Raw genomic sequence first — 23,807 nt, forward strand, 5'->3', positions numbered from 1 at the left:
GTCGAACGCCCAGGTCTCGAGTGTCGAACGCCCAGGTCTCGAGTGTCGAACGCTCAGGACCCCCGAATTCGTCACTCAGGACGTACCTGAACGTTGAGTTCAGGGGTCCCGAAGGTTCGACTCACGGGACCTGAGCGTTCGACTCACGGGACCTGATCGGCGGCAGGCCGTCCACCCGGGCGGTCCCGGCCCGCCGGCGGGCCGGTCAGCCTTCGGCGGTTTCGGCGGCGGCCAGCCACTGGGCCTCGACGTCCTCCGCCTCGGCCAGCACGGCCTTCAGCTCGGCGTCCAACGCCAGCAGGCGCTCCGGATCGGTGGCGGCCTCGGCCAGCGCGGCGTGCAGCCGGACCTCCTTCTTCTGCAACGCCTCCAGCCGGCGTTCCAGGCGGGCCAGCTCCTTGCGCGCCGCACGCTGGTCGGCCGCCGACGACGGCGCGGACGTGGGCTTCGCGCTCGGCACGGCCGCCGCTTCCCTCTGCTTGTCCCGCCGCCGCAGGTACTCGTCGATCCCGCCGGGCAGGTCGGTCAACCCACCGTCGCCGAACAGCGCCACGACCTTGTCGCACACCCGTTCCACCAGGTAGCGGTCGTGCGAGATGACCACCAACGTGCCCGGCCACGAGTCCAGCAGGTCTTCCAGCTGCTGGAGCGTGTCGATGTCGAGGTCGTTGGTCGGCTCGTCCAGCAGCAGCACGTTCGGCTCGGCCATCAGCAACCGGCACAGCTGCAACCGCCGCCGCTCACCGCCGGACAGGTCGCCGACCGGCGTCCACTGCTTCTGCGACGAGAACCCGAACCGCTCGGCCAGCTGCGACGCCGACATCTCCTGCTTGCCCAGCACGACCCGCCGCGCGACCTCCTCCACGGCCTCCAGCACCCGCATCGACCCGTCCAGGTCGTGCAGCTCCTGGCTGAGGTGCGCGAGCTTCACGGTCTGCCCCTGGACGCGCTTGCCGGTCTCCAGCTCGCGCTCACCGGCCAACGCCCTCAGCAGCGTCGTCTTCCCCGACCCGTTCACGCCGACGATCCCGATCCGGTCACCCGGCCCGATCCGCCACGTCAGGTCGCGCACCAGCACCCGGTCGGGCACGGTCAGCGTCGCGTCCTCCAGCTCCAGCACCGTGCGCCCGAGGCGGCGCTTGGCGAACGCCAGCAGCTCCACGGAGTCGCGCGGCGGCGGCACGTCGGAGATCAGCGCCTCGGCGGCGTCGATGCGGTAGCGCGGCTTGGACGTGCGGGCGGGCGCGCCGCGGCGCAGCCACGCCAGCTCCTTGCGGGCCAGGTTGCGGCGCTTCTCCTCGATCGCGTCGGCCAGCCGGGCGCGTTCGGCGCGGGCGAAGATCCAGTCCGCGTAACCGCCCTCGTACTGCTCCACGCGGCCGCCGACGACCTCCCACGTGCGGCTGCACACCGTGTCCAGGAACCACCGGTCGTGTGTCACCACGACGAGTGCCGTGCGGCGGGCCAGCAGGTGCTCCGCCAGCCACCGGACACCCTCGACGTCCAGGTGGTTGGTCGGCTCGTCCAGCACCACCAGGTCCAGGTCCTGCACGAGCGCCGCGGCCAGCGCCACCCGCCGCCGCTCGCCACCGGACATCGTGCCGACCGGCGAGTCCAGCCCGAACCCGGTGATGCCGAGCCCGTCCAGGATCGACCGGACCCGCGCGTCGGCGGCCCACTCGTGCTCGGACTCGAAGCCCAGCGGGTCGATCACCGCGTTGCGGACCGTCGACCCCTCCGGCAGCTCGGTGCGCTGCGTGACCACGGCCATGCGCAGGCCGCGGTTCTGGCTGACGCGCCCGTCGTCCGGCTCGGCGATCCCGGCCAGCACTTCCAGCAACGTCGTCTTGCCGCCGCCGTTGAGGCCGACGACCCCGATGCGGTCGCCCTCGCCGACGCCGAGGGACACCCCGTCGAGCAGCGGACGCACGCCGAACGACTTGGAGACGTTCTCCAAGTTGACCAAGTTGGCCATGTACCAGCACCTTCATCGAGATCGGGTGACAACGCAGTGCGCCAGCCTAGCCACCGCGCCGGACGCGTCAGGCGTGCACTTCGGGCGGGATCGGCCGGGGCGCCTCGTCGGTGCCCACGACCCGCGCGCCGTGCACCGGCCCCTGCGCCACCCGCACCGTCCGGCAGACACCCGCGCCCGCCAGCTCGGCCGCCACCCGCACCGCCGAGTCGGCGTCCGTGCAGAGGAACGCGCAGGTCGGACCCGACCCGGACACCATGCCGGCCAACGCGCCCGCGTTCACGCCCGCGCGCAGCGTCCGCCGCAGGTTGGGCCGCAGCGACACGGCCGCCGCCTGCAGGTCGTTGCCCAGGAGCAGCGCGAGCTGCCGGGGGTCGCCCGAGGCCAGCCCTTCGAGCACCGCTTCCGCCTCGCCGACGCGGGGCGGGTCACCGTCGGCGCGCAACCGGTCCAGCTCGTCGAACACCTCGGGCGTGGACAGGCCGCGGCGGTCGAACGCGAGCACCCAGTGGAACGTGTGGCGGGCCAGCACGGGCACGATCCGGTCGCCGCGGTCGGTGCCGAGCGCCGTGCCGCCGTAGACGGCGAACGGCACGTCCGCCCCGATCCGGCCCGCGAGGCCGGCCAACTCGTCCCGGCTGATCTCCAACCGCCACAGCGACGCGAGCCCGACCAACGTCGCCGCCGCGTCCGCGCTGCCACCCGCCATGCCACCCGCCACCGGGATGGACTTGCGGATGACCACGCGGACCTTCGGGTCCTCCGGATCGCGACCGACGTGCTCCGCCAGCACCCGCACCGCCCGCCAGGCGAGGTTGGACGCACCGGTGGGCACCGAGTCGGCACCCTCGCCGTGCACCTCGACGCCGGGGTCTTCGGCGATGGCGACCGTCACCTCGTCGGTCAGCGACAAGGCCTGGAAGATCGTCACCAGGTCGTGGTACCCGTCCGCGCGAAGATCGCCGACGGCCAGGTGCAGGTTGACCTTGGCCGGGACGCGGACGGTGACCGGGGGCGGGACGACAGCGAGCACGCCATGCAGCGTACGGGCGTTTCCCCGTCTCCCGCTCCCACCACCCGCTGACCTGCGACGGAACACACCCCCCACCCACGCCGGCGCACCTGAATGCAGAACTCAGGGGTCCTGGACGTAGGACTCTCGGGACCCGGGTGTTCGACACGCGGGACCCGAGAGTTCGACACGCGGGTCAGACGGGGAGGACGGAGCCCGAGAAGGTCTGCTCGATGTAGGCCTTGACCTCGGACGACTGGAGCAGGGTCAGCAGGTCCTTGATCCGCTGGTCGTCCTTCAGCTCGGCCCGCGTGACCAGCCCGTTCGCGTTCGGGTTCCCCTCGGCCTTCTCCAGCGCCAACGCGTCGGAAGCCGGGTTGAGCCCCGCGTCGATGGCGTAGTTGCCGTTCACCACCGAGGCGTCCGTGTCGTCCAACGACCGCGGCAGCTGGGCGGCCTCCAGCTCCACGAACTCCAACCCCTTCGGGTTCTCCGCGATGTCGCGCACGGTCGCCGTCTTCTCCGTGCCCGGCGTCAGCTTGATCAGCCCGTTGTCCTGGAGCAGCTTCAGCCCGCGCGCCTCGTTCGTCGCGTCGTTCGCCACGGCCACCCGGGCGCCCGACGGCAGGTCGGCCAGCGACCGGTGCTTCTTCGAGTACACGCCCAGCGGCTCGAGGTGCACCGGCCCGATCCACTCCAGCGTCGCGCCGCGCTCCGCCTTGAACGTGTCCAGGTACGGCACGGTCTGGAAGTAGTTCGCGTCCAGCGACCCGTCCACGAGCGCCTCGTTCGGCTGCACGTAGTCGGTGAACTCCACGACCTCGACCTTCAGGCCCTTCGACGCGGCCAGGTTGTCCGCCACGTACCGCAGCACCTGGGCGTGCGGCACGGGGCTCACCCCGACCTTCAACGGCGCATTCGGGTCGGACGCGGCGCCGGTGTCGCCACTACCGCAGCCCACTGCGGTCAGCAGCACGGCCAGCAGGGCAGCACGAATACGCATTTCATTCCTTACGGTGGGAAACGAAAACGATCAGACGGACGCGGTGCGGCGCCGGTCGACGCCGCGGGCCACGCGGTTGGTGACGAACTGGATCGCGGTGGCGATGATCGCCAGCACGACGACCGTGCTCCACAGGTAGCGGTCGTTGAACCGCTGGTAGCCCATGCGCACGGCGAGGTCGCCGAGGCCGCCGCCGCCGACCACCCCGGCCATGGCCGAGTAGCCGAGCAGCGCGACCGCGGTCACGCCGACGGCGTTCACCAGCGCGGGCATCGACTCGCGCAGCAGCACGCTGCGCACGATCCGCAGCGTGGACGACCCGGTGGTGACGGCGGCCTCGACCACCGACACGTGCACCTCGGCCAGCACGTTCTGGACCAGCCTGCCGACGAACGGGATGGCGCCGACGGCCAGCGGCACGATGGCCGCCGTGGGTCCGATGGTGCTGCCGAGCAGCAGCCTGGTCAGCGAGGTGAGCACCACCAGCAGGACCAGGAACGGCATCGAGCGGCCCAGGTCCACGACGAACCCGAGCACCTTGTGCAACACCGGCCGGGGCTTCAGCCCACCGGGTGCGGTGAGCTGAAGCCAGATGCCGACGGGTGCTCCGAGCAGAACAGCGATCAGGGTGGAGACGACCACCATGTACAACGTCTCGCCGGTGGCTACCAGCACGTCGTCGAGCACGGTGGACCAGGGTGTTGCGGACCTCACGCAGCTACTCCCTGCGGACCCGACAGGGTCCGTCGCACCGAGCCGCCCGCTTCCGAGATCCACTCCAGCGCCGAGTCGGCGCGCTCGCCCTTGAGGCCGACGCGGAACCGCGCCACCGGGGTCTCGCCGAGCCTGGTCAGACCGCCGCCGAGCAGGTTCAGCTCGACGCCGAACCGGCTGGTGGCCTCGGGCAGCAGCGCGCCGACGGCCGCGAAGCCGATCAGCACGACGTCCGCGACCCGGTCGAACGAGGCCTCCGCCGCCGGGTTCTGGTCCACGGCGGGCAGCAGCGACGCGGCCGTGCGGCTGGCGGCGTCGGACACCAGGTCGAGCACCTTGCCGTGCTCCACCACCCGGCCGTCCTCCAGCACCGCGACGTCGTCGCAGATCTTGCGGACCACGCCCATGTCGTGCGTGACCACGAGCACCGTCACGCCCAGCTCGGCGCGCGCCCGGTCCAGCACGGTGAGCACCGAGCCGGTCGTGTCCGGGTCGAGCGCGGAGGTCGGCTCGTCGGCCAGCAGCACGGACGGCGACGCGGCGAGCGCCCGCGCGACCGCGATCCGCTGGCGCTGACCACCGGAGAGCTGGTCGGGGTAGGAGCCGGCCTTGTCGGTCAGGCCGACCAGGTCGAGCAGTTCGGCGACGCGGGTGCGCCGCTGCGGCCCGGCCACGCCCGCGGCCTCCAGCGGCAGCGCGACGTTGCCCGCGGCGGTGCGCTGGCGCAGCAGAGAATCCCCCTGCGGCACAACGCCGATCTGCCGGCGGGCGGCACGCAGCGCGGTGCCGTCGAGGGAGACGAGGTCGGTGCCGTCGACGCGGATCGCACCGCTGTCGGGGCGCTCCAGGAGCGCGACGCACCGGGCCAGGGTGGACTTGCCCGCCCCGCTGGGGCCGACGACGCCGAGCACGGTGCCCGCGGCGACGTCCAGGTTCACGCCGTCCAGCGCGCGAACCTGCCCGGTACTCCCGGGGAAGGTCTTGGTGAGGTTCTCGACAGTGATCACGTTTCGCTCCACGACGGCATGCGGCAGCGCACGCTCATGGCGTGCGTGACCGACGGCTCAGCTCAGCAGGTGTCCTGAACGCAGGACGCGAGGATTCGAAGGCGCCTAGGGCTTCAGCGGAAGCTGCGACACGCTGACGAGGTCCGGCGGCCGTGGTCGACGACCCGCCGGCGGGTGAGCATTCGCATCCTGGGCACGTGATCCTCCATCGATCCTGGCTGAAGCACCTGCCCCCATGGAGGGGTGGTTGCTGCGGCGTCGTAGAGCCAGGTCTCTCGGCCGCTCGGGATGGCACCACGAGTACACCCGACCGAGCCCGTGCGACGCAAGCCCGAAAACGGATCGTCCGGCAAATCACACTTTCGGCCGAAAGATCATCGACTACCGAGTGGACGCGGCTTCGGCTATCCGGATGAAGTCACTGACGGCCAGTTGTTCGCCGCGCACCGCCGGGTCCACGCCCGCGGCCTCGAGCAGCCGCTGCGCCTCCGCCGCCGAACCGGCCCAGCCGGACAGCGCGCCGCGCAGCATCTTGCGCCGCTGGGCGAAAGCGGCGTCCACCAACGAGAACAGCCCCTTCGGATCCACAGTGGACAGCGGCTCGTGCCGCTCGAACGCGACCAGCGCCGAGTCCACGTTGGGCACCGGCCAGAACACCGAGCGCGGCACGGGACCGGCCCGCCGGGCGTCGGCGTACCAGGCGAGCTTCACGCTGGGCACGCCGTAGACCTTGCTGCCGGGACCGGCGGCCATCCGGTCGGCCACCTCGGACTGCACCATCACCAGGCCCGTGCGCAACGACGGCAGCACGGCCAGCAGGTGCAGCACCACGGGCACGGCCACGTTGTAGGGCAGGTTCGCCACCAGCGCCGTGGGCTCCAGCGGCAGTTGGGACGGCGTGACGCGCATCGCGTCCTCGTGCACGACCGTCAGCCGGTCCGCGAGGTCGGGGGCCCGCTCGGCCACCGTGACGGGCAGGCGGTCGGCCAGCACACCGTCGATCTCCACGGCCACCAGCGCGCGACAGGAGGGCAGCAACGCCAGCGTGAGCGAGCCCAGCCCGGGGCCGACCTCCAGCACCACGTCGTCCGGGCGCAACCCGGCCGCCGCCACGATGCGCCGCACCGTGTTCGGGTCGTGCACGAAGTTCTGGCCCAGCTTCTTGGTGGGCCGGATGTCCAGCTCGGCGGCCAGCCGACGCACGTCGGCCGGCCCGAGGAGGTGGCTCCCCGAACCGGCCGACGTCGAGTCCTCAGTCACCCGTGCATTCTCCACCACGTCACGCACGCCCCTGGACCACCACGCGAGGTCGCGTCGATCGTTCGCGCCTCATTTTCCGGCGATCACGCTTGTCGAGCGTCGGAAGATCAGGCGCGAGCGGTCGACTTCCAGGCGATCTCGCCGCGACGCCGGAGGCGGCGCCATGTCACGGCAGGCCCAGCTTCTGCTGGCAGTGGGGCCACGCCGAGTAGCCGCCGCGGGCGTCGCGCAGCTTGGTCGCCACGGCGATCTGCTGCTCGCGGGTCGCCTGGTGCGGGTACGCGGCGTACTGGGCGCCGCCGTAGGCGTCCCACGTGCCCTTGTTGAACTGCAGGCCGCCGTAGTAGCCGTTGCCGGTGTTGATGGCCCAGTTGCCGGTCGCCTCGCAGTACGCGAGCCGGTCCCAGACCTCGCCGTCGGGCGGGAGCTTGGTGCCGACCTTGACCTTCTTCGGCTTCGGCTCCTTGGTGACCTTCGCGCCCAGCTTCTCGCGGCCGACCTCGGCGCCGTTCTTCACCGTGACGCGGTAGGTGACGATCTGCTCGCCGGCCTCGCCCGGGTCCAGGACCTCTTTCTGGCCCTTCATCATCGTGTCGTCCTTGACCTCCTCGACGGGCGGCTGGATGGCCTCCGTCGCGTTGATCACCGACACGCCGGTGCGCGTGATGTGGACCTCGGCGCCGTTGGTGACGCGCAGGTCCATCGCCGTCTCGAGCTTGTCCTCGGGGCCGAGCGTGAGGTTCTCGCTCTTCATCAGCTCTTCGACGGTCACGGCCGTCGTCCGCATCTGCCGGGGCGCGTTGCCGCCGTCGTAGAGCGTGATCGTCTTGAGGCTCTTGACCTCGAGCGAGAGGCCGTCGAGGGGGACGTCCATGCCGCGGTCGTGCGAGAGCCACGCGCCCTCGTCGTCCACCCGCAGCTGCTCCAGCGCCTCGTCCACGGTGACCGAGCGGACCCAGCCCTCGCGCTGCTCGCCGTCGACCGTCGCCTTCACCAGCCGGCCGCGGTCCAGCGAGATCTTGCCGCCGTCGCCGACCTTCGCCTGGGGGGACGGGCTGAGGGCGTCGTGCTCGCCGATCGTGATGCCCTCGTCGGCCAGGATCTCGCCGACGGTGGACTCGTAGGTGCGGACGGTCTTGGCCTCGCCGTCGACGTCGACCGTGACGGACTTGTCCATCGCGATCGCGGTGGCGCCACCGCCGGAGATGGTCACCAGCACGGTGGCGACCGCGGCCTTCAGGAAGCGCCGCTTCCACTTCCCCGCGGCTTCGACCAGCGCGGCGGGCGGGGCGCTCGGCTGCTCGGCGGCCAGGCTGCCCGCGACCCGGTCCTGGGAGACCTCGTCGGGGATGATGATCGGGGGCAGGAGCGTGGTCTCGGCGTTGATCAGCCGGATCAGCTCGTCGACGTCGACGTTCGCGCTCTCCAGCAGCGCGTCGGCGTCCGGTCCCAGCACTTCCAGCACGTCGTCCGGGGTGATGGTGAACACCGCGGTGTCCCACTCGGACGGCGGCCCGGGTCTGTCCAGGACGTCGACACCGGTCATCGGTGTCTGCACGGGCGTAAACCAGTCGGTGTCCTCGTTGAACGAGTTCACGGGGTGCCATACCTCCTGAAGGCGCGAAGTCCGGCGACGCGCACGTTCGATGTCGGTGGTCAGCTAGTGATCTCCGGCAACTCCTGTGCGTGTTCGGCTTCGCGCTTCTGGTGTCAACGTGACCCGCCCCGACTGCGGGTGCGCCCCGACATCGGAACTCGGGGCACGGTCACGGGACCGTAACGGGTGCGCGGTGGTTGTGCCAACACCCCCGCAATCCTTGTGAGTTCAGTCACTCCGTTAGGGGAGCAAGTGTGTCCGCCATTCGTCGTAAGGAGGATTACGACTTCGCCGCGTCACGAAGACCGAAGACGCGTTCGGCGTTTCGGGTGATCTTCGTGGCCAGCTCACCGAGGTCGGTCTCACGCAGCGTCGCCATGTCACGGAGGGTGTAGTTGGCGCAATAGGGCTCGTTCGGGCGACCTCGGTACGGGTGGGGCGTGAGGAACGGCGCGTCGGTCTCCACCAGCACGTGGTCCTCCGGCACCCACCGCGCGGCTTCCCGCAACGCGCGGGCGTTGCGGAACGTCGTGGTGCCCGCGAAGGACAGCACGAACCCCCGCTCCACGCACGCGCGCGCGAAGGGGAGGTCACCGGAGAAGCAGTGGAAGACCACGGTGTCCGGCGCGCCCTCGGCGTCGAGCACCGCGAGGATGTCGTCGTGCGCGTCCCGGTCGTGGATCATCAACGGCTTGCCGACCCGCTTGGCCAGGTCGATGTGCCACCGGAACGCCTCGTGCTGCGCGGATCTCGGCGCGTAGTCCCAGTAGTAGTCCAGACCGGTCTCCCCGATCGCCACCACCCTGGGCTGCCCGGCCAGCCGTGCCAGCTCGGCCTGCTCCACCTCGCCGAACGTCGACGTGCGCGTCGGGTGCAGGGCGACCGCGGCGAACACCCGGTCGTCCCACGTGGCGGCTTCGGCGGCCCACCGCGCGGCGTCGAGGTCGTCGGCGACGGTGATCACCCGGTCCACACCGGCTTCGACGGCCCGGTCGACCACCTCGCGGACCTGCTCGGGCGTCCTCGCGCCGCACGCGTCCAGGTGGGTGTGGGCGTCGACCACCGGCGCCGGCAGCGCCTCCGGTACCGGTGGCCGTTCGCCCCTCCGCTTCGTCACTTGACGATCGGGGCCCACTCGGGGCCGGTCTCGCCCAGCTCGGGGTCGAGCTTCGCGAACAGCGGCGCGGGCTTGGCCAAGGGCCGGCCCACCTCGATCGGGGTGGACGCCCACGTCGCCTGCTCGCCCGCGTAGTCGCCGGTCAGCACCGGGTACTCGCGGTCGGGCACGTCCAGGTCGGCGACGTCGGTCAGCTGCGGCTGGGCCGCCCACACGCCCGTGCCGCCCAGCGCCTCGTGCACCTTCTGCGCCGAGTGCGGCAGGAACGGCGTCAGCAGGGCGTTGGCGTCCTGGACGACCTGCAACGCGGTGTGCAGCACGGTGTCGCGGCGCTCCGGGTCGTCCTTGAGCTTCCACGGCTCCTGGTCGGACAGGTAGCGGTTGGCCGCGCCGACCACCTTCATGGCCTCGCCGGACGCCTGCTTGAACCGGGAGCGGCGCAGGTGCCCGCCGACCACGTCGAACGCCTTGCGGGACAGCTCCAGCAGCTCGTGGTCGGCCTGGGTGGGGTTGGTCGGCCTCGGCACCGCGCCCACGTTCTTGTGCGCCATGGAGATCGACCGGTTGACCAGGTTGCCCCACTCGTTGGCCAGCTCGAAGTTCGTGCGGCGGACGAACTCCTCCCAGGTGAAGTCGGTGTCCTGGTTCTCGGGGCCGGCGACCGAGATGAAGTAGCGCAGCGCGTCCGGGCCGAACTCCTTCAGGAAGTCCGTCACGTAGATGACCGTGCCGCGGGACGTGGAGAACTTCGATCCGCTCATGGTCAGGAACTCGGAGCTGACCACCTCGGTGGGCAGGTTCAGCGTGCCGAACGCGCCCGGCTGCCCGCCCTTCGCGCCCTGGCCGTTCTGCCCGAGGAGCAGGGAGGGCCAGATCAGCGAGTGGAAGACGATGTTGTCCTTGCCCATGAAGTAGTAGCCCTGGGCGTCACCGGTCCAGAACTCCTTCCAGGCGTCGTCGTCGCCGCTGCGGCGGGCCCACTCGACGGACGCGCTGAGGTAGCCGATCACCGCGTCGAACCACACGTAGAAGCGCTTCATCGGCTGCTCGCGCCAGCCGTCGAGCGGGATCGGGATGCCCCAGTCCAGGTCGCGGGTGATGGCGCGGGGGCGCAGGTCGTCGATGAGGTTCCGGCTGAACTTGAGCACGTTCGGCCGCCACTCGGTGCGGGTCTGGAGCCAGCCGCCGAGCGCGTCGATGAACTGCGGTAGGTCGAGGAACAGGTGCTCGGTCTCGACGAACTTCGGGGTCTCGCCGTTGATGCGCGAGCGCGGGTTCTTCAGGTCGACGGGGTCGAGCTGGTTGCCGCAGTTGTCGCACTGGTCGCCGCGGGCGCCGTCGTAGCCGCAGATCGGGCAGGTGCCCTCGATGTAGCGGTCGGGCAGGGTGCGCCCGGTGGAGGGGCTGATCGCGCCCATCTCGGTCTTGGGGATGACGTAGCCGTTGCGCCAGAGGGCGAGGAACAGCTCCTGCACCACCTTGTAGTGGTTGCCGGTCGTCGTGCGGGTGAACAGGTCGTAGGACAGCCCCAGGCCGTGCAGGTCGTCGGCGATGACGCGGTGGTACTTGTCCACGAGCTGGCGGGTGGTCAGGCCCTCCTTCTCGGCCTGGACCGAGATGGGCGTGCCGTGCTCGTCCGAGCCGGAGACCATCAGCACCCGGTTGCCCGACATGCGCATGTAGCGGGAGAACACGTCGGAGGGGACACCGAAACCGGAGACGTGACCGATGTGGCGGGGGCCGTTGGCGTAGGGCCACGCCACCGCGGTCAGCACGGAGGCACTCATGGGCCAAGCCTACGGAGGTCCTTCCAGCGGGTTTTCCCGGGTTGGACCTGGCGGCGGCCGGTCGCGGGTCCCCGTTCGGAGCCGGCGGTCAACGATCTACGACGACCGCTCGATGCACGGCGGTACCCACCCGCCCGGCCTTCCCGGAGCGCCGCGTGGCAGCCGTACCAACAGCCGACCCGGCCGTACGCGCCGCCGCCGTACGTCCAGCCCGTGGCGCCGCAGCAGGACGTGCAGGTCAACGTCATCGCCGGTCGACGCGGCGTCAACCACGGGCCGCACCTGATCCTGACGAGCCTGACCTGCGGCCTCCGGGCGATCGTCTGGATCACCGTGGCGATCCCGAACAGCTAGCCCTGGCCGATCGCGGCGTCGTAGAGGGCCTTCTTGCTCACCCCCGCGGCCTCCGCGACCTCCGCCGCCGCGGTCTTCAGCCGTTCCCCGTCGGCCACGCGTTGGCGCACCTCGGCGACCAGCGCCTCCATCGGAGGGGCCTCGCGGACTTCGGCGGGGGCCAGCACGACGGTGACCTCACCGCGCACGCCCTCGGCGGCCCACTCGGCCAGCTCGCCCAGGCCACCCCGCTTGACCTCCTCGTACGTCTTGGTCAGCTCCCGGCACACGGCGGCACGGCGGTCCGGGCCGAGCACGTGCGCGGCGTCGGCGAGGGTGTCCGCCAGCCGATGGGGTGATTCGAAGAAGACGCACGTCCGGGGCTCCTGGGCCAGCGCGGCGAACCACCGGCGACGTTCGCCCTGCTTGCGCGGCGGGAAGCCGTCGAAGCAGAAGCGGTCCGAGGGCAGTCCGGACACGGCCAGCGCGGTCGTGACGGCGGACGGGCCGGGCAGGCACGTCACCCGGATGTCCTCCGCCACGCACGCGTCCACGAGGCGGTAGCCGGGGTCGGACACGCTCGGCATGCCCGCGTCGGTCACCAGCAGCACGGTCCGGCCGTCCCGCAGCGCCTCCAGCAGGCCGGGCAGCCGGGCCGTCTCGACCTGGTCGTAGAAGCTCACCACCCGCCCCGAAGGCGTCACGTCCAGGGCCGAAGCGAGCGAGCGGAGCCGCCTGGTGTCCTCGGCCGCGACCACGTCGGCCGTGCCCAGCGCCTCGACCAGGCGCGGTGACGCGTCCCGGACGTCGCCGAGCGGAGTAGCCGCCAGCACCAAACGGCCTGATCCAGATACAGGTCTCACGCCTCTCACCCTACGATCGGGCCCGTGAGCCTGATCGCACCGCAGTCCGCAGACGATGTGGTCGAAGCCGGCGAGGTCCCGCCGACGAGCCCGCCACCGGGCAACGACCGCGAACAGCGGGCACGCCTGCTCGAACCCGGCCCGATGAGCACCGCCCTGCGGGGCTGGCTCGTCACCCTGTCCGTGGCGCTGATCGGCGGCGTGGTGCGGTTCTGGAACCTCGGGTTCCCGACCGACAAGGGCACGCCGATCTTCGACGAGAAGCACTACGTGCCGCAGGGCGCGCAGGTGCTGCGCAACGGCGGGTACGAGGACAACCCGGGCTACGAGCTGATCGTCCACCCGCCGCTGGGCAAGCAGCTCATCGCGATCGGCGAGTGGCTGTTCGGCTACGACGGCGTGGGCTGGCGGTTCGCGTCGGCGGCCGTGGGCACGCTGACGATCCTGCTGGTGGTGCGGATCGCCCGGCGGATGACCCGGTCGGACCTGATCGGCGCCATCGCGGGTGTGCTGCTCATCGCGGACGGCCTGAGCCACGTGCAGTCGCGGATGGGGATGCTGGACGCGTTCCTGACGTTCTTCGTGGTGGTGGCGTTCGCGTGCCTGGTGGTGGACCGGGACCAGGTGCGCAAGCGGCTGGCGGAGGCCACGCGCGAGGGCTGGGTGACCAACTCGCCGTACGGGCCGTGGCTGGGTTTCCGCTGGTGGCGGTTCGCGGGCGGGATCGCCCTGGGTCTCGCGTGCGGCGTGAAGTGGTCCGGCGTGTGGTACATCGCGTTCTTCGGCGTGCTGTCGGTGGTGTGGAGCGCGCTGGCCCGGCGTGCGGCGGGCGTGGAGCGGCCGTGGCTGGGCTCGTTCGCCAAGGACCTGCTGCCGTCGCTGTTCGCGCTCCTGGTCGTGCCGCTGCTGGCGTACCTGGCGACGTGGTGGGCGTGGTTCGCGTCGGAGACGGCCATCGACCGGCACATCGCGGGCACGAAGATCCCCGAGGAGGGCTGGATCCCGGCCCCGTTGCGGGCGCTCTGGTACTACAGCGGCAACGTGCTGGAGTTCCACACCAAGCTGGTGACGTCGGAGACCAACCGGCACCCGTGGGAGTCGAAGCCGTGGACGTGGCCGATGGGGCTGCGGCCGATGCTGTACTACTTCGAGGGCTCCGTGCAGGGCTGCGGCGGGCCGAGCTGCGTGGGCGCGATCATGCTGATCGGCACGCCCGCGATGTGGTGGCTGGCGTTCCCGGTGCTGGCGTTCGCGATGTGGCAGGCGATCGCCAAGCTGGACTGGCGGTACGCGGCGGTGCTGGTCGGGTACGGCGCGGGCTTCCTGCCGTGGTTCATCAACGTGGACCGGCAGATGTACTACTTCTACGCGATGCCGATGGCGCCGTTCCTGGTGCTGGGCATCGCGCTGGCGCTGGGCGAGGTGCTCGGCAAGCGGACCGACGGCAAGGAGCGCCGGGGCACCGGCCTGCTCGCCGTGGCCCTGTACGTGGGCCTGGTCGTGGCCAACTTCGTGTGGCTGTGGCCGATCCTCAACGGCATACCGATCACCCCGGAGGTGTGGGACGCCCAGAAGTGGCTTCCGTCCTGGAACTGACCTCGGGGCCGTCCTGCGAGGACGGCGCGGTGGACACGAGTGCCGGAGGAACGTCGACGGGCGGCGCGAAGGCTTCCTCCGGCCGAATCCGCGGCGGTGCGGCCGCCCACGGCTTGAGGTTTTGCACGACCTCTTCGTAGAAACTCGCGACGGCACCGAGCACGGAATCGATGAACGAATTCCGGCCAGTGCCGCGCTTGCTGCCCAGGGGCACCGAAATGGCGACCCGGAATCCGCGGATCTCCTTCGCCGGGTCGACCACCAACGCCATCGGGTCGCCTCTCACCGTGCGCAGCAGCTCCGACGCGCCCGCGCCGCGGCCGTGCAGTGCGAATGCCTCCAGCCGGACGGTTTCCGGCGCGTCCTTCAACTGCCGGACCAACCAGTTGACGCGGGTGGTCGGACGCCCCTCCCGCGGCCCGTCGAAATCGACGTGGCACGAGACCCGGCCCGCCCGCAGGTCGGCGGTCACCTGGAGCGCGCCGACCGTGCCCGGGATGTGGACACCGGCGGTCAACTTGCCCTCGGCGACGAGTTGGCCGACTTGCTTCGCGACCCGCGTCTGCGGCTCGGCCAACTCCTTGCGGGTCAGCGCCGGAGTCACCTCCGCACCGAGCCGCCGGCCGAGCTGGAGGCACGCGAACCGCATGAGGGCGTCGAAGCGCAGGGCCACCTCGGGTGCGGTCCTGTCGGTCGCCCGTAGCGTCCCGGTCCGGACGGACTCGCGCAGCGGCACCCACGCAGGCCCCATGTCCTCGAACGCCATGGCGCCTGATCGCGGGTGTTCGAGGTAGCGGATGAGCTCACCGAGGATCCACGCCTGATCGGTGTCCGCGACACCCCGGTGCTCCTTCTGCATCACGGCTTCGCAGAGCACTTCGGTCCATGACCGGTGGTGCAGGGCGACCTTCCTGAGCTTCCGCCGGTCGACCGCCACGGGGTGCTGACCGGGCAGCGCGGGGATCTCGTTGGAGATGGTGATCACCGCGTCGAAGCCCCGGTCGCGGGCGACGTCGAGGTAGTTCTCGACCTGCTCGACCTGCAGCTCGTTGGCACCGGTCTTCACCTCGACGAGCGCCGTCCACGACCGCTGACCGCGCACCACTCGGATCAGCCCGTCCGGGATCACCTTGCGGCCTTCGAGTTCGAACGGGACCTCGATGAACGTCTGCACGGGAGCGGCCGGCGCGCCCAACGGCTGCGTGAGCGCCCGCCCGAATTCGCGCACCGCGGACATCACCGCCAGCAATGCGGAAGTCGCCCGTCGTTCTTGTTCATCCGCACCGTTGATACCCGAAGTGGGAATCAGTCGGGCGGCGTGCCGGCTTTCCTCGGACGACACGGCCCACCTCGCTGACTGTTCTGTTCACACGGATCATCGCGTAATTCGGCAACCGGCGGGGGTCCGTTACCCGGGTACGTCGCGTTCACCCGTTCGACGCAGCCGACCACGACCGCGCGAAGGTCAGCTCGGCAGCTCGGTGAGCACGGGGTTGCGGATGCTCTCGTAGATCACCGAGCTGCGGAAGCTGATCACCTCGCGGCGTTCGCTCAGGCGGTCGATGAGGAACGCGTGCAGGTGCTCCAGGTCCGGCACGGCGAGGTGGATGAGGAAGTCGTCGTCGCCCGCCACGACGTACATCGCGGTCACCTCGGGCAGGGCGCCGATGGCGGCCTTGAAGGTGTCGATCACGGCCCGGCTCATCGGGCGCAGGCGGGCGGCGACGAAGGCTTGCACGGGCCGGTTGAGCGCGACCGGGTCCACGTCCGCGTGGTAGCCCTTGATCACCCCGCGCTCGCGCAGCGCGCGCACGCGTTCCAGGCACGTCGACGGGGCGATGCCGAGCCGCCTGGCCAGTTCGCGGTTGGTCAGCCGCGCATCCAGTTGCAGATTCCGGATGATCGCCGAATCAAGTTCGTCCACGTCCCGATCATGCCGCAGCGCGCCGAACGAAGTTCGGTGGCACTGGAAGCAGTCATCCAAGTGGGCAATCCTGGCGTCAATCCACCGAACGAATGGACCCCACGTGCTGCCCACCAAACTCGCCCTGGTCCTGCGTGACGACCTGCCGGCCAACCTCGCCGCGAACGCGGCCGCGGTGCTCGGCCTGAGCCTCGGCGCCCGCCTGCCCGACCTGCTCGGGGAGGACGCGAAGGACGCCGACGGGACCGTCCACCTCGGTTTGAACACCCACCCGGTGCCGGTGTTGACGACGTCGGCCGAGCACCTCAAGGCCCTGCACCGGGCCGAGGGCGTGCTGGCGGTCGGCTTCACCGAGGTGGCCCGCCGGTCCCGCGCGTACCCGGAGTACCTGGAAGCGCTCGCGCTCGCCGAGGGCCCCGAGTTCGTCGCCGTCGCCCTGCACGGGCCGCGGGCCGAGGTCACCCGGCTGACCCGCAAGCTCCCGCTGCTGGCATGAGGCTCACCGCGATGTACGTCGGCGCGGTGCTCGGGCCCGGGGTGGCGGACGGCACGTCGCACGCGCCCTCGGTCGCGGTGATCCCGTGCTGATCGGCGTGGCGCTGTCGGCCGTGCGGACGGCACGGCCTGACCGGTTCGCTGGTGCTGTGCGCCCTGCTCACGGCCGTGACGGCGGCGGGGCCGGCCGCCGCCGTCACGCTCCTCCGCGGCCGCACGGCCGCGTTCGCCCTCGGCCGCACCGCGCCGGTGCTCGCGTTCCCCGGCGCGCCGCCGGCCGTGCCGCTGGTGATCGGAATCGCGGCGCTGGTCAGCGCACGGGTCGGGTCGGCGGCTCCGGCCGGTCGATCATCCTCGTGACGGGGCCCTCCTTGCTCAACCCGGCCTGCGACAGCCACGTGCCGAGCTCGGTGCGGATCGCGGTCAGCGACGGCCGCTTGGCCGGGTCGGCGTCCAGCGCGTCGGTGAGCAGCCGGGTGTGGGCGCTGTGCTGGGGCAGCTTCACGCACGGCTCGCCCTGCGCGGCGGCCATCAGCGACGAGATCGGGTTCTCCCGCGAGCCGCGCGGCGGGTGGCCGGTGAGCGCGTAGCTGACCGTCGCGGCCAACTGCCAGGCGTCGGACGCGGGGCTCGCCGCCTCGCCGCGGGCGGTCTCCGGGGCGAGGAAGTCGGGCGTGCCGACCATCATCCCGGTGGCGGTGAGCGTGCTGTCGCCCTTGGACCGGGCGATGCCGAAGTCGATCAGGTGCGCGGTGCCGTGGGTGTCCACGATGACGTTCGACGGCTTCACGTCCCGGTGCAGCACGCCCTGCTCGTGCGCGGCGGCCAGCGCGTCGGCCATGTTCACCCACAGCCGGGCGGCGAGCGTGTCGGCGAGCAGGCCGCTCTTGCCCACCACGTCCGACAGCGGCTGCCCGTCGATGTACTCCATCACGATCGCCAGGCCGTCCGGGTCCTGCACGATGTCGAACACGCGCACGCAGTTCGGGTGCCGCACGGCGGCCAGAGCGCGCGCTTCACGCAACATGCGCTGCTCGGTGTCGTTGTCGGGCGCGTGCGCGAGCTTGACCGCGACCGTGCGGGCCAACTGCTCGTCCACGGCCAGCCACACGGTGCCGAACCCGCCGCGACCGAGCTGGCGGATCCGCCGGAACCGACCGCCCGCGGGGTTCCACACCTTGCCGGAGTCGGGCGTGGGCGTGGGCGCGCTGTTCGGGCCGCTCCCGGGGCCGAACGGCAGCGGGCCGGGCGTGTCGGCCAACGGCGCGGACTGGTCCACTCGGGTCGGCTTCGGCGGCTCCACCGGCACCGCGGGCACGTCGGCGACCCGCGTCGGCGGGTAGTGCCGCCGCGGCGGGGTCGGCCGGTAGGGCGGCACCGGCTGGTACGGCGGGATCTGCGCCGGCTGGTAGGGCGGCGGCTTCTCCACCTGGTACGGCGGCGGCTTCTGCGGCTGGCTCGGCTGCGGCCGGCCGGGCTGCGGGTGGCCCTGCGAGGCCTGCGCCTGCGCGGAATGGCCCTGCGCGGAATGGCCCTGCGCGGGGCGGCCCGGGGGTTGCTGGGGTTGCGGCGGCGGTGTTCTCGACACCGCGGGTTGCGGGCTCGGGTTCCCGCGATCGCGACCGGGGCGGTTCAGCATGGCGGTAGTCAACCCGAAAACCCGCACGACGAGGGAGCCCAGCACCGCGATCGGGAAGAAACCGAGCAGCAGGTGGCCCACGAGCGCGACCGGCAGCGCGGACGTCGACAGCAGCAGGACCAGGAACGGCGGCCAGAACAGCCGGCGCGGCCAGTTCGGGCCGAGCCGGAACGCCGAGCCCGCCTGCAGCATCACGAACAGCAGGCAGAGCAGCCCGAGCAGCCCGGTGACACCGGCCGCGATCACCTCCTCGATCCCCGCCCGGCCGGAGATCGCGGTGACGAACGAGCGCGTGCCGACCAGGTAGTCGTACTGGCTGAACGCCATGCACGGCGTCGAGTCCAGCGTCTCCGTGCCCGGCAGCGCACGGGTGCGCAGCAGCTTGAAGGTCGCCGAGAACGCCATCCACGGCACGACCAGCGTGCTGACCACGCCGAGCACGGCGAACAACGCGCCGGTGACCGGGCCGTAGGAGTTGCCGACGACGCGGCGGATGGTGATCGACAGCAGGGCGGCGACCGTCGGCAGCACGCCGATCAGGGCGCCGAACGCGGTGACGGTCCAGGCCCAGTCACCCGGGCAGAGCGGCACGCCGGTCCAGCCGTGCAGCCACGCCAGCAGCGACTCGGCCAGCTCCACGACCCGCACCACCCCTTCTCGTCGCCTCTCAGGGTACGGGTGCGGGCCACACCGACAGCGCTGTGCGGGCGACATCGTGCAGATCAGCCCGCGTGGCGCCGCGCTGGCCAGCGACGACACGCCCCGCACGCGCGGTGGGCCGCTCCCGGAGCGGGACGCCGGGGTGGTGGCGGCCCGCGACCGGTGACGCGAGATGGGGCCCGGCTCGCCGCGTGTCCGCGAACCGGGCCCCGGCGCGTGCGCTCGCCGCTAGCTCACACGCTCCCACAAGGCGGGCACCGCCGGCGGATCCCAGCCTGGTTGGGACGTGTGCCCCTGCAAGCACCTGTACCCGACGCCGTCGTACGTCACGAGGGAGCCGGTCGCGTACGCGACGCCTGGCTGCCAGGTGGTCTGGCCCGGGTTGGAGGTGGTCGTGGTCGGCGAGGTGGTGCTGGTGGGACCGCCGCCACCGACGAGCAACCGGAGGCCGTAGACCTGGAGGATCTCGTTGACCGGCTGGAAGTAGATCGTCCCGCCGGACGTGCAGTTCCCGGAGCCACCGGAGGTGACGCCCTGCGCCTGGTCACCGGTCAGCCACGAGCCGCCGGAGTCGCCGGGTTCGGCGCAGGCGTTCGTGCGGGTCAGACCGGTGATCGTGCCTTCGGGGTAGGTCACGGAGGTGTTCTTCTGCTGGATGGTGCCGCAGCGCCAGCCCGTGGTGGAGCCGGAGCGGCACACCGACGCGCCCACCGGCGCCTCGGTCGAACCCGCCACCGGGACCGTGCCGGGGTAGCGGTTGACCAGGGCGCGGCCGGTGTTGCCGGCGGCCGTGCGGACCCAGGCGTAGTCGTTGCCGGGGAAGCTGGAGCCGGCGAACGTGCCGCTGGGCTGGGTCGTGCTCGCGCCCGCGCGGCCGCAGTGCCCGGCGGTGACGAACCCGCCCTCGACCGCGAAGCCGACCGAGCACCGCGAGCCGCTGCCGATGTAGTAGGCGTTGCCGCCGATCACGTCGATCAGCGGGCGCGGCTCCTCGGTCGACGGCTCGACCCGGACGTCGGCGTCCGCCAGGCCACTGGCACGCGCAAACGTTTGCGCGGCCGTGGCGTCACGGGCGAGCAGGACGACGGTGTTCGTGGGCGTGTCGACGTACCAGCCGGGCACGGTCTTCGGCGCGTTGCGGGCGTTGCGGTCGAGCTTGACCTTGAGGGCGTCGAGCTGGGCGAGGGAGCGCTGCACCACCTTCGGCCGCGCGCCCGCCGCCTCGACGGCCTGGATCTGCGACGCGGCCGTGACGCCGACGACGAGCTCGGTGGCGTCCTCGTTCAGCCAGGCGCCGGCGAAGGCCGGGCCGAGGCGGGTCTTGAGCGTGCCCTCCGTGCGGGCCGCGTCGGCCTCCCGGTGGAGGCGGGCGCGGGCTTGGTCGGGGGTCAGGTGGAGGTCGCGCGCCAGGGCGTCGACCATGCCGCCGTCCAGGGCGAGCCGGGGCGGTGGTGGACCGGCGGTGGCCGTGGTGGCCAGCGCGGCTGCCAGACCGGCAGCGCTCAGGACCGCCACGGCGACCGCGGCGACGCTACGTCGAGTCATCCGCTCGTCTCCTTGCAGGGGTGGTGACACGGGATGCGGGGCCGTGAGCGTGACGCTAGCCGGCGGGATCGCCCGCCGGATATGCCAATCCAGTCATAACGCCGGGTTATGGTCTAGTCCACTCCTGATCTTCACAGCAGGCTGAGCTGGGTGCCCTTGCGCCGGCGCCGCGGCTGGGCGTCGCCGAGCCGCTCGTACGACTCCAGCGCCGCCAGGAACGGCGACCGGGGCCGGCCGCTCGTGTGGCTGAGGAACAGGTGGCGCCGCGCCCGCGTCATCCCGACGAACAGCAGCCGCCGTTCCTCGTCCACCGCCTCCGCGTCGTCCGCGCCCGGCCACCGCAGCGGCAGCAGGCCGTCCTCGCACCCGACGATGAACACGACCGGGAACTCCAAGCCCTTCGACGCGTGCAGCGTGAGCAGCGAGATCCGGTCCGCGCGCGGGTCCCACGTGTCGACCTCCACGCCCAGCGCGAGGGCCGAGTGGAAGCGCTCGAAGTCCGTGCCGCACGACGCGGCCAGCGGTTTCAGCAGCTCGTAGGCGGTGTGGTCGTCCCCCGCCACGGCACGCACCCGCTCCGACACCGTCTCCCCGGCGGCGAACCGCAGGTCGTGGGCGATCCGCGCCACCCCGGGGCGGTCCGCCAACCGGTCGTGCGACCGCTTCTGGAACGGCAGCCCGGACCGGGTCAACGCCTCCACCAGCGCCCGCGACTGCCGATCGGTCCGGTAGAGCACGGCGAAGTCGGCGAAGCCCAGGCCCTGCGTCCCGTCGCCCACCACCCGACCGCTGTCGAACGCGTGGAACGACGCGCCGCCCAGCACCTGCTCGACGGTCCGCGCCACGAACGCGGCCTCGGCCGCCTCCGACGACGCGTGGTGCACGCCGATCGGCGCGTCACCGTGGTCCGCCATCGGCCGCAGCTCCCGCCCCGGCACGAGCGACGACGGCGCGATCACCTCCAACGCGCCCGCCACCACCGCCGCCGAAGACCGGTAGTTCCTGGTCAGCTGCACGGTCCGGGCACCGGGGAAGTCCTCCCGGAACCGCAGGAAGAACCCGACGTCCGCGCCCCGGAACCGGTAGATCGCCTGGTCCGGGTCGCCGATCGCGGTCAGGTTGCCGTCCGGCGGCACGAGCAGCCGCAGCAGCCGGTACTGCTGCTCGTCCACGTCCTGGTACTCGTCCACGGACACCCACCGCCACCGGGCGCGGTAGGCGTCGACCAGCGCGGCCGACTCCTCCAACAACGCCAGCGGCAACGTGATCAGGTCGTCGAAGTCCACCAGGTCCTGCGCCCGCAACGCCTTCTTGTACCGCGCGTCCCCGGCCGCGACCAGCGCCCGCGCCTCCTTCTCGTCCGCCACCACGGACGAGGCCACCGCGAGCTGCCGCTCCGGGTCGGCCACCCCGAACGACGCCGACAACCCGAACGCCGCACCGTGCTCGCGCAGGATCAGCACCCCGAGCGAGTGGAACGTCGCGATCGTCAGCTCGCCGACCGCGTCCGGCGCCAACGCGGCCAGCCGTTCGGCCATCTCCTCCGCCGCACGCCGGGTGAACGTGATCGCCAGGCACTGCGCCGCGGGCACACCCCGTGACGTCACGAGGTCCGCGATCCGGTGGGTCAGCGTCCGGGTCTTGCCCGTCCCCGGCCCGGCGATGATCAGCAACGGCCCACCGTCCACTTCCGCCGCCGCCCGCTGCTCCGGGTCCAGACCGTCCAACAAGGACGAACCGGCCACGACCGGAGCGGGAACGGCGGCAGCGGCGACGGGAGCGGGAGCGGGCCGTGGACGTTCCACAGTAGACGGCCGCGGGGCGTCGTAGTCGAACAACGCGAAGGCCGACCGCCGGCGCTCCAGCTCGCCGGGCTCGAACACCCGGATCACGCCGTACTCGCCGTCGTACCCGGAATCGCGCACCACCTCGCCGCGCCGCAGCCGGGTCACCGCCTCGGCCAGCAACGGCGAGTGCGCGGCGATGTCGTCCACCGGCACGTCCCGGAGGATCACCAGCTCCGGCCCGAGCGCGGCGGTCAGCTTGTCGATCTCCGCCAGCACCTTCTTGCTCTTGGGCCCGGTGCCGACGATCTCGCTCACCACCTCGGGCAGCGGCACGAGGCTGGTGAACCCGGCCGCGCCCGGCGGCCGCGCGCCGTGCGGCCGGTCGGCCAGCTCCTCGACCCGGCTGAGCACCCCGACCGTCAACGGCTTGCCGCACTCCGGGCAGGTCCCGTTGTGCGCCGACGTCTCCCGCGGTTCCATCCGCACACCGCACTTGCGGTGCCCGTCGACGTGGTACTTGCCCTCCTCGGGGAAGAACTCCAGCGACCCGGCGAACCCCTCCCCCGTCTCCAACGCCTTGCGCACCGAGTAGTAGTCCAGCTCCGTGTCGAACACGGTCGCCTCACGCCCCAACACCGGCGGCGAGTGCGCGTCGGAGTTGCTGACCAGCCGGTACTTGTCCAGCCCGGACACCCGCCAGTTCATCTCCGGGTCCGACGACAGCCCGGTCTCCACCGCGAACACGTGGGAGGCGAGGTCGACGTAGCAGTCCTCGATCGCGTCGAACCCGGACTTCGACCCGAGCACCGCGAACCACGGCGTCCACACGTGCGCGGGCACGAGGTACCCGCCGCACTCCAGCGTGATCTCCAGCAGGTCGCGCGAGTCCAACCCGAGGATCGGCCGCCCGTCCGACCCGAGGTTGCCGATCTTCGCGAGCCGCGCGTTGAACCGCGCCGCCGACGACAGGTCGGGCATGTAGATCAAGTGGTGCACCTTGCGGGTGCGGTCGCCGCGCTTGTAGATGGTGGAGATCTCCACCGACAACATGAACCGCACCGGCGCCCCCGCCAACGACGGCGGCAGCCTGCGGTCGATGTCGCGGTCGAGGTCGTCCCGCAGCCGGAACACCCCGGGCGCGGCCTCGACCAGGTTCTCACCGAGGTGGTCGTACCAGGCGGGGTGGGTGAAGTCGCCGGTGCCGACCAGCGAGATTCCCTTGCGCCGAGCCCACCAGGTCAGGTGTTCGAGGTCGCAGTCGCGACTGCAGGCCCGGGAGTACTTGGAGTGGATGTGGAGATCGGCCACAAAGCGCACCGGTCAGATCGTAGTGAGTGATCGACAACGGCCCTCCGTCGGACGTGCCTCCGGCGACTTACCCGGTCAGAGACCTGTAAGGCAATGAAATCAGACGGTTGCTCACATCACCCTCTTGGGCCTTCCTGAGATCCACCTCGGCCATGCATGCTGCACCGGCACATCTGCGGTTCGCA

19 protein-coding genes and 1 riboswitch are annotated in these 23,807 nt (G+C 71.6%); of the genes, 4 read left to right on the plus strand and 15 right to left on the minus strand.

Translation table 11 applies throughout. The annotated features are described in order from the left end of the window. Positions 1-205: 205 nt before the first annotated feature. From FHX81_RS17740 to metG, 9 genes are all read right to left on the minus strand, one after another. On the minus strand, positions 206-1,975 hold the full coding sequence (locus FHX81_RS17740) for an ABC-F family ATP-binding cassette domain-containing protein (RefSeq protein ID WP_141979226.1): 1,770 nt from the start codon (positions 1,973-1,975) through the stop codon (positions 206-208). Between the two features lie 67 nt (positions 1,976-2,042). Then, a complete protein-coding gene (locus FHX81_RS17745) occupies positions 2,043-3,008 on the minus strand; it encodes a 4-(cytidine 5'-diphospho)-2-C-methyl-D-erythritol kinase (protein ID WP_141979227.1) in 966 nt (321 codons plus the stop codon). Between the two features lie 175 nt (positions 3,009-3,183). Beyond that, positions 3,184-3,990, minus strand: coding sequence for a MetQ/NlpA family ABC transporter substrate-binding protein (locus tag FHX81_RS17750; RefSeq protein WP_141979228.1), 807 nt, complete (start codon positions 3,988-3,990; stop codon positions 3,184-3,186). A 30-nt stretch (positions 3,991-4,020) separates the two neighbouring features. Next, positions 4,021-4,704 (minus strand): methionine ABC transporter permease, encoded by a 684-nt coding sequence (locus tag FHX81_RS17755; RefSeq protein ID WP_141979229.1) that lies wholly within the window; start codon positions 4,702-4,704, stop codon positions 4,021-4,023. Continuing rightward, positions 4,701-5,711: a methionine ABC transporter ATP-binding protein gene (locus tag FHX81_RS17760; protein WP_141979230.1), complete on the minus strand. Its 1,011-nt coding sequence runs from the start codon at positions 5,709-5,711 to the stop codon at positions 4,701-4,703. Before FHX81_RS17760 ends, FHX81_RS17755 begins: the two co-directional genes overlap by 4 nt. 202 nt (positions 5,712-5,913) lie before the next feature. Then, positions 5,914-6,006: riboswitch (SAM riboswitch) on the minus strand. Between the two features lie 86 nt (positions 6,007-6,092). Continuing rightward, complete coding sequence (gene rsmA, locus FHX81_RS17765) at positions 6,093-6,971, minus strand: 16S rRNA (adenine(1518)-N(6)/adenine(1519)-N(6))-dimethyltransferase RsmA (RefSeq protein ID WP_141979231.1); 879 nt, start codon at positions 6,969-6,971, stop codon at positions 6,093-6,095. Between the two features lie 166 nt (positions 6,972-7,137). After that, the gene (locus FHX81_RS17770; RefSeq protein WP_141979232.1) at positions 7,138-8,568 is read right to left on the minus strand and encodes a resuscitation-promoting factor; all 1,431 of its coding nucleotides are present in this window, start codon (positions 8,566-8,568) and stop codon (positions 7,138-7,140) included. 280 nt (positions 8,569-8,848) lie between these two features. Continuing rightward, positions 8,849-9,685, minus strand: coding sequence for a TatD family hydrolase (locus FHX81_RS17775; protein ID WP_141979233.1), 837 nt, complete (start codon positions 9,683-9,685; stop codon positions 8,849-8,851). Next, positions 9,682-11,472, minus strand: coding sequence for a methionine--tRNA ligase (gene metG / locus FHX81_RS17780; protein WP_141979234.1), 1,791 nt, complete (start codon positions 11,470-11,472; stop codon positions 9,682-9,684). The genes FHX81_RS17775 and metG overlap by 4 nt, the downstream gene beginning before the upstream one ends. A gap of 213 nt (positions 11,473-11,685) precedes the next feature. Here metG and FHX81_RS40605 point away from each other — a divergent pair, with 213 nt between their 5' ends. Further along, the gene (locus FHX81_RS40605) at positions 11,686-11,826 is read left to right on the plus strand and encodes a hypothetical protein (RefSeq protein ID WP_170232086.1); all 141 of its coding nucleotides are present in this window, start codon (positions 11,686-11,688) and stop codon (positions 11,824-11,826) included. Here FHX81_RS40605 and rsmI read toward each other — a convergent pair. Then, complete coding sequence (rsmI, locus tag FHX81_RS17785; RefSeq protein WP_141979235.1) at positions 11,823-12,668, minus strand: 16S rRNA (cytidine(1402)-2'-O)-methyltransferase; 846 nt, start codon at positions 12,666-12,668, stop codon at positions 11,823-11,825. The two genes, FHX81_RS40605 and rsmI, sit on opposite strands and share 4 nt — an antisense overlap. A gap of 24 nt (positions 12,669-12,692) precedes the next feature. Here rsmI and FHX81_RS17790 point away from each other — a divergent pair, with 24 nt between their 5' ends. Further along, positions 12,693-14,264 (plus strand): dolichyl-phosphate-mannose--protein mannosyltransferase, encoded by a 1,572-nt coding sequence (locus FHX81_RS17790; protein ID WP_141979236.1) that lies wholly within the window; start codon positions 12,693-12,695, stop codon positions 14,262-14,264. On the opposite strand, the gene FHX81_RS17795 is transcribed toward FHX81_RS17790, so the two are convergent. Together FHX81_RS17795 and FHX81_RS17800 are read right to left on the minus strand one after the other, a co-directional pair. Further along, the gene (locus FHX81_RS17795) at positions 14,215-15,606 is read right to left on the minus strand and encodes a stress response protein (protein ID WP_141979237.1); all 1,392 of its coding nucleotides are present in this window, start codon (positions 15,604-15,606) and stop codon (positions 14,215-14,217) included. The genes FHX81_RS17790 and FHX81_RS17795 overlap by 50 nt on opposite strands. Before the next feature lie 123 nt (positions 15,607-15,729). Further along, positions 15,730-16,188 carry an Lrp/AsnC family transcriptional regulator gene (locus tag FHX81_RS17800; protein ID WP_141979238.1) on the minus strand — a complete coding sequence of 153 codons (459 nt, stop codon included), beginning with the start codon at positions 16,186-16,188 and terminating at the stop codon, positions 15,730-15,732. A 103-nt stretch (positions 16,189-16,291) separates the two neighbouring features. Here FHX81_RS17800 and FHX81_RS17805 point away from each other — a divergent pair, with 103 nt between their 5' ends. Both FHX81_RS17805 and FHX81_RS17810 read left to right on the plus strand, forming a co-directional pair. Then, positions 16,292-16,684 carry a DUF2000 domain-containing protein gene (locus FHX81_RS17805; RefSeq protein ID WP_211363503.1) on the plus strand — a complete coding sequence of 131 codons (393 nt, stop codon included), beginning with the start codon at positions 16,292-16,294 and terminating at the stop codon, positions 16,682-16,684. A 143-nt stretch (positions 16,685-16,827) separates the two neighbouring features. Then, the gene (locus tag FHX81_RS17810) at positions 16,828-17,043 is read left to right on the plus strand and encodes a hypothetical protein (RefSeq protein ID WP_141979240.1); all 216 of its coding nucleotides are present in this window, start codon (positions 16,828-16,830) and stop codon (positions 17,041-17,043) included. On the opposite strand, the gene FHX81_RS17815 is transcribed toward FHX81_RS17810, so the two are convergent. From FHX81_RS17815 to FHX81_RS17825, 3 genes are all read right to left on the minus strand, one after another. Further along, positions 16,994-18,973: a serine/threonine-protein kinase gene (locus tag FHX81_RS17815; protein WP_141979241.1), complete on the minus strand. Its 1,980-nt coding sequence runs from the start codon at positions 18,971-18,973 to the stop codon at positions 16,994-16,996. The genes FHX81_RS17810 and FHX81_RS17815 overlap by 50 nt on opposite strands. A gap of 237 nt (positions 18,974-19,210) precedes the next feature. Next, complete coding sequence (locus FHX81_RS17820) at positions 19,211-20,527, minus strand: alpha-lytic protease prodomain-containing protein (RefSeq protein WP_141979242.1); 1,317 nt, start codon at positions 20,525-20,527, stop codon at positions 19,211-19,213. Positions 20,528-20,658: 131 nt separating this feature from the next. Then, entirely contained in the window at positions 20,659-23,631 is a 2,973-nt protein-coding gene (locus FHX81_RS17825; protein WP_141979243.1) for a UvrD-helicase domain-containing protein, read from the minus strand. Between the last annotated feature and the right edge of the window lie 176 nt (positions 23,632-23,807).

The sequence above is a fragment of the Saccharothrix saharensis genome, assembly GCF_006716745.1.
In the GTDB taxonomy this organism is placed as follows: Bacteria; Actinomycetota; Actinomycetes; order Mycobacteriales; family Pseudonocardiaceae; genus Actinosynnema; species Actinosynnema saharense.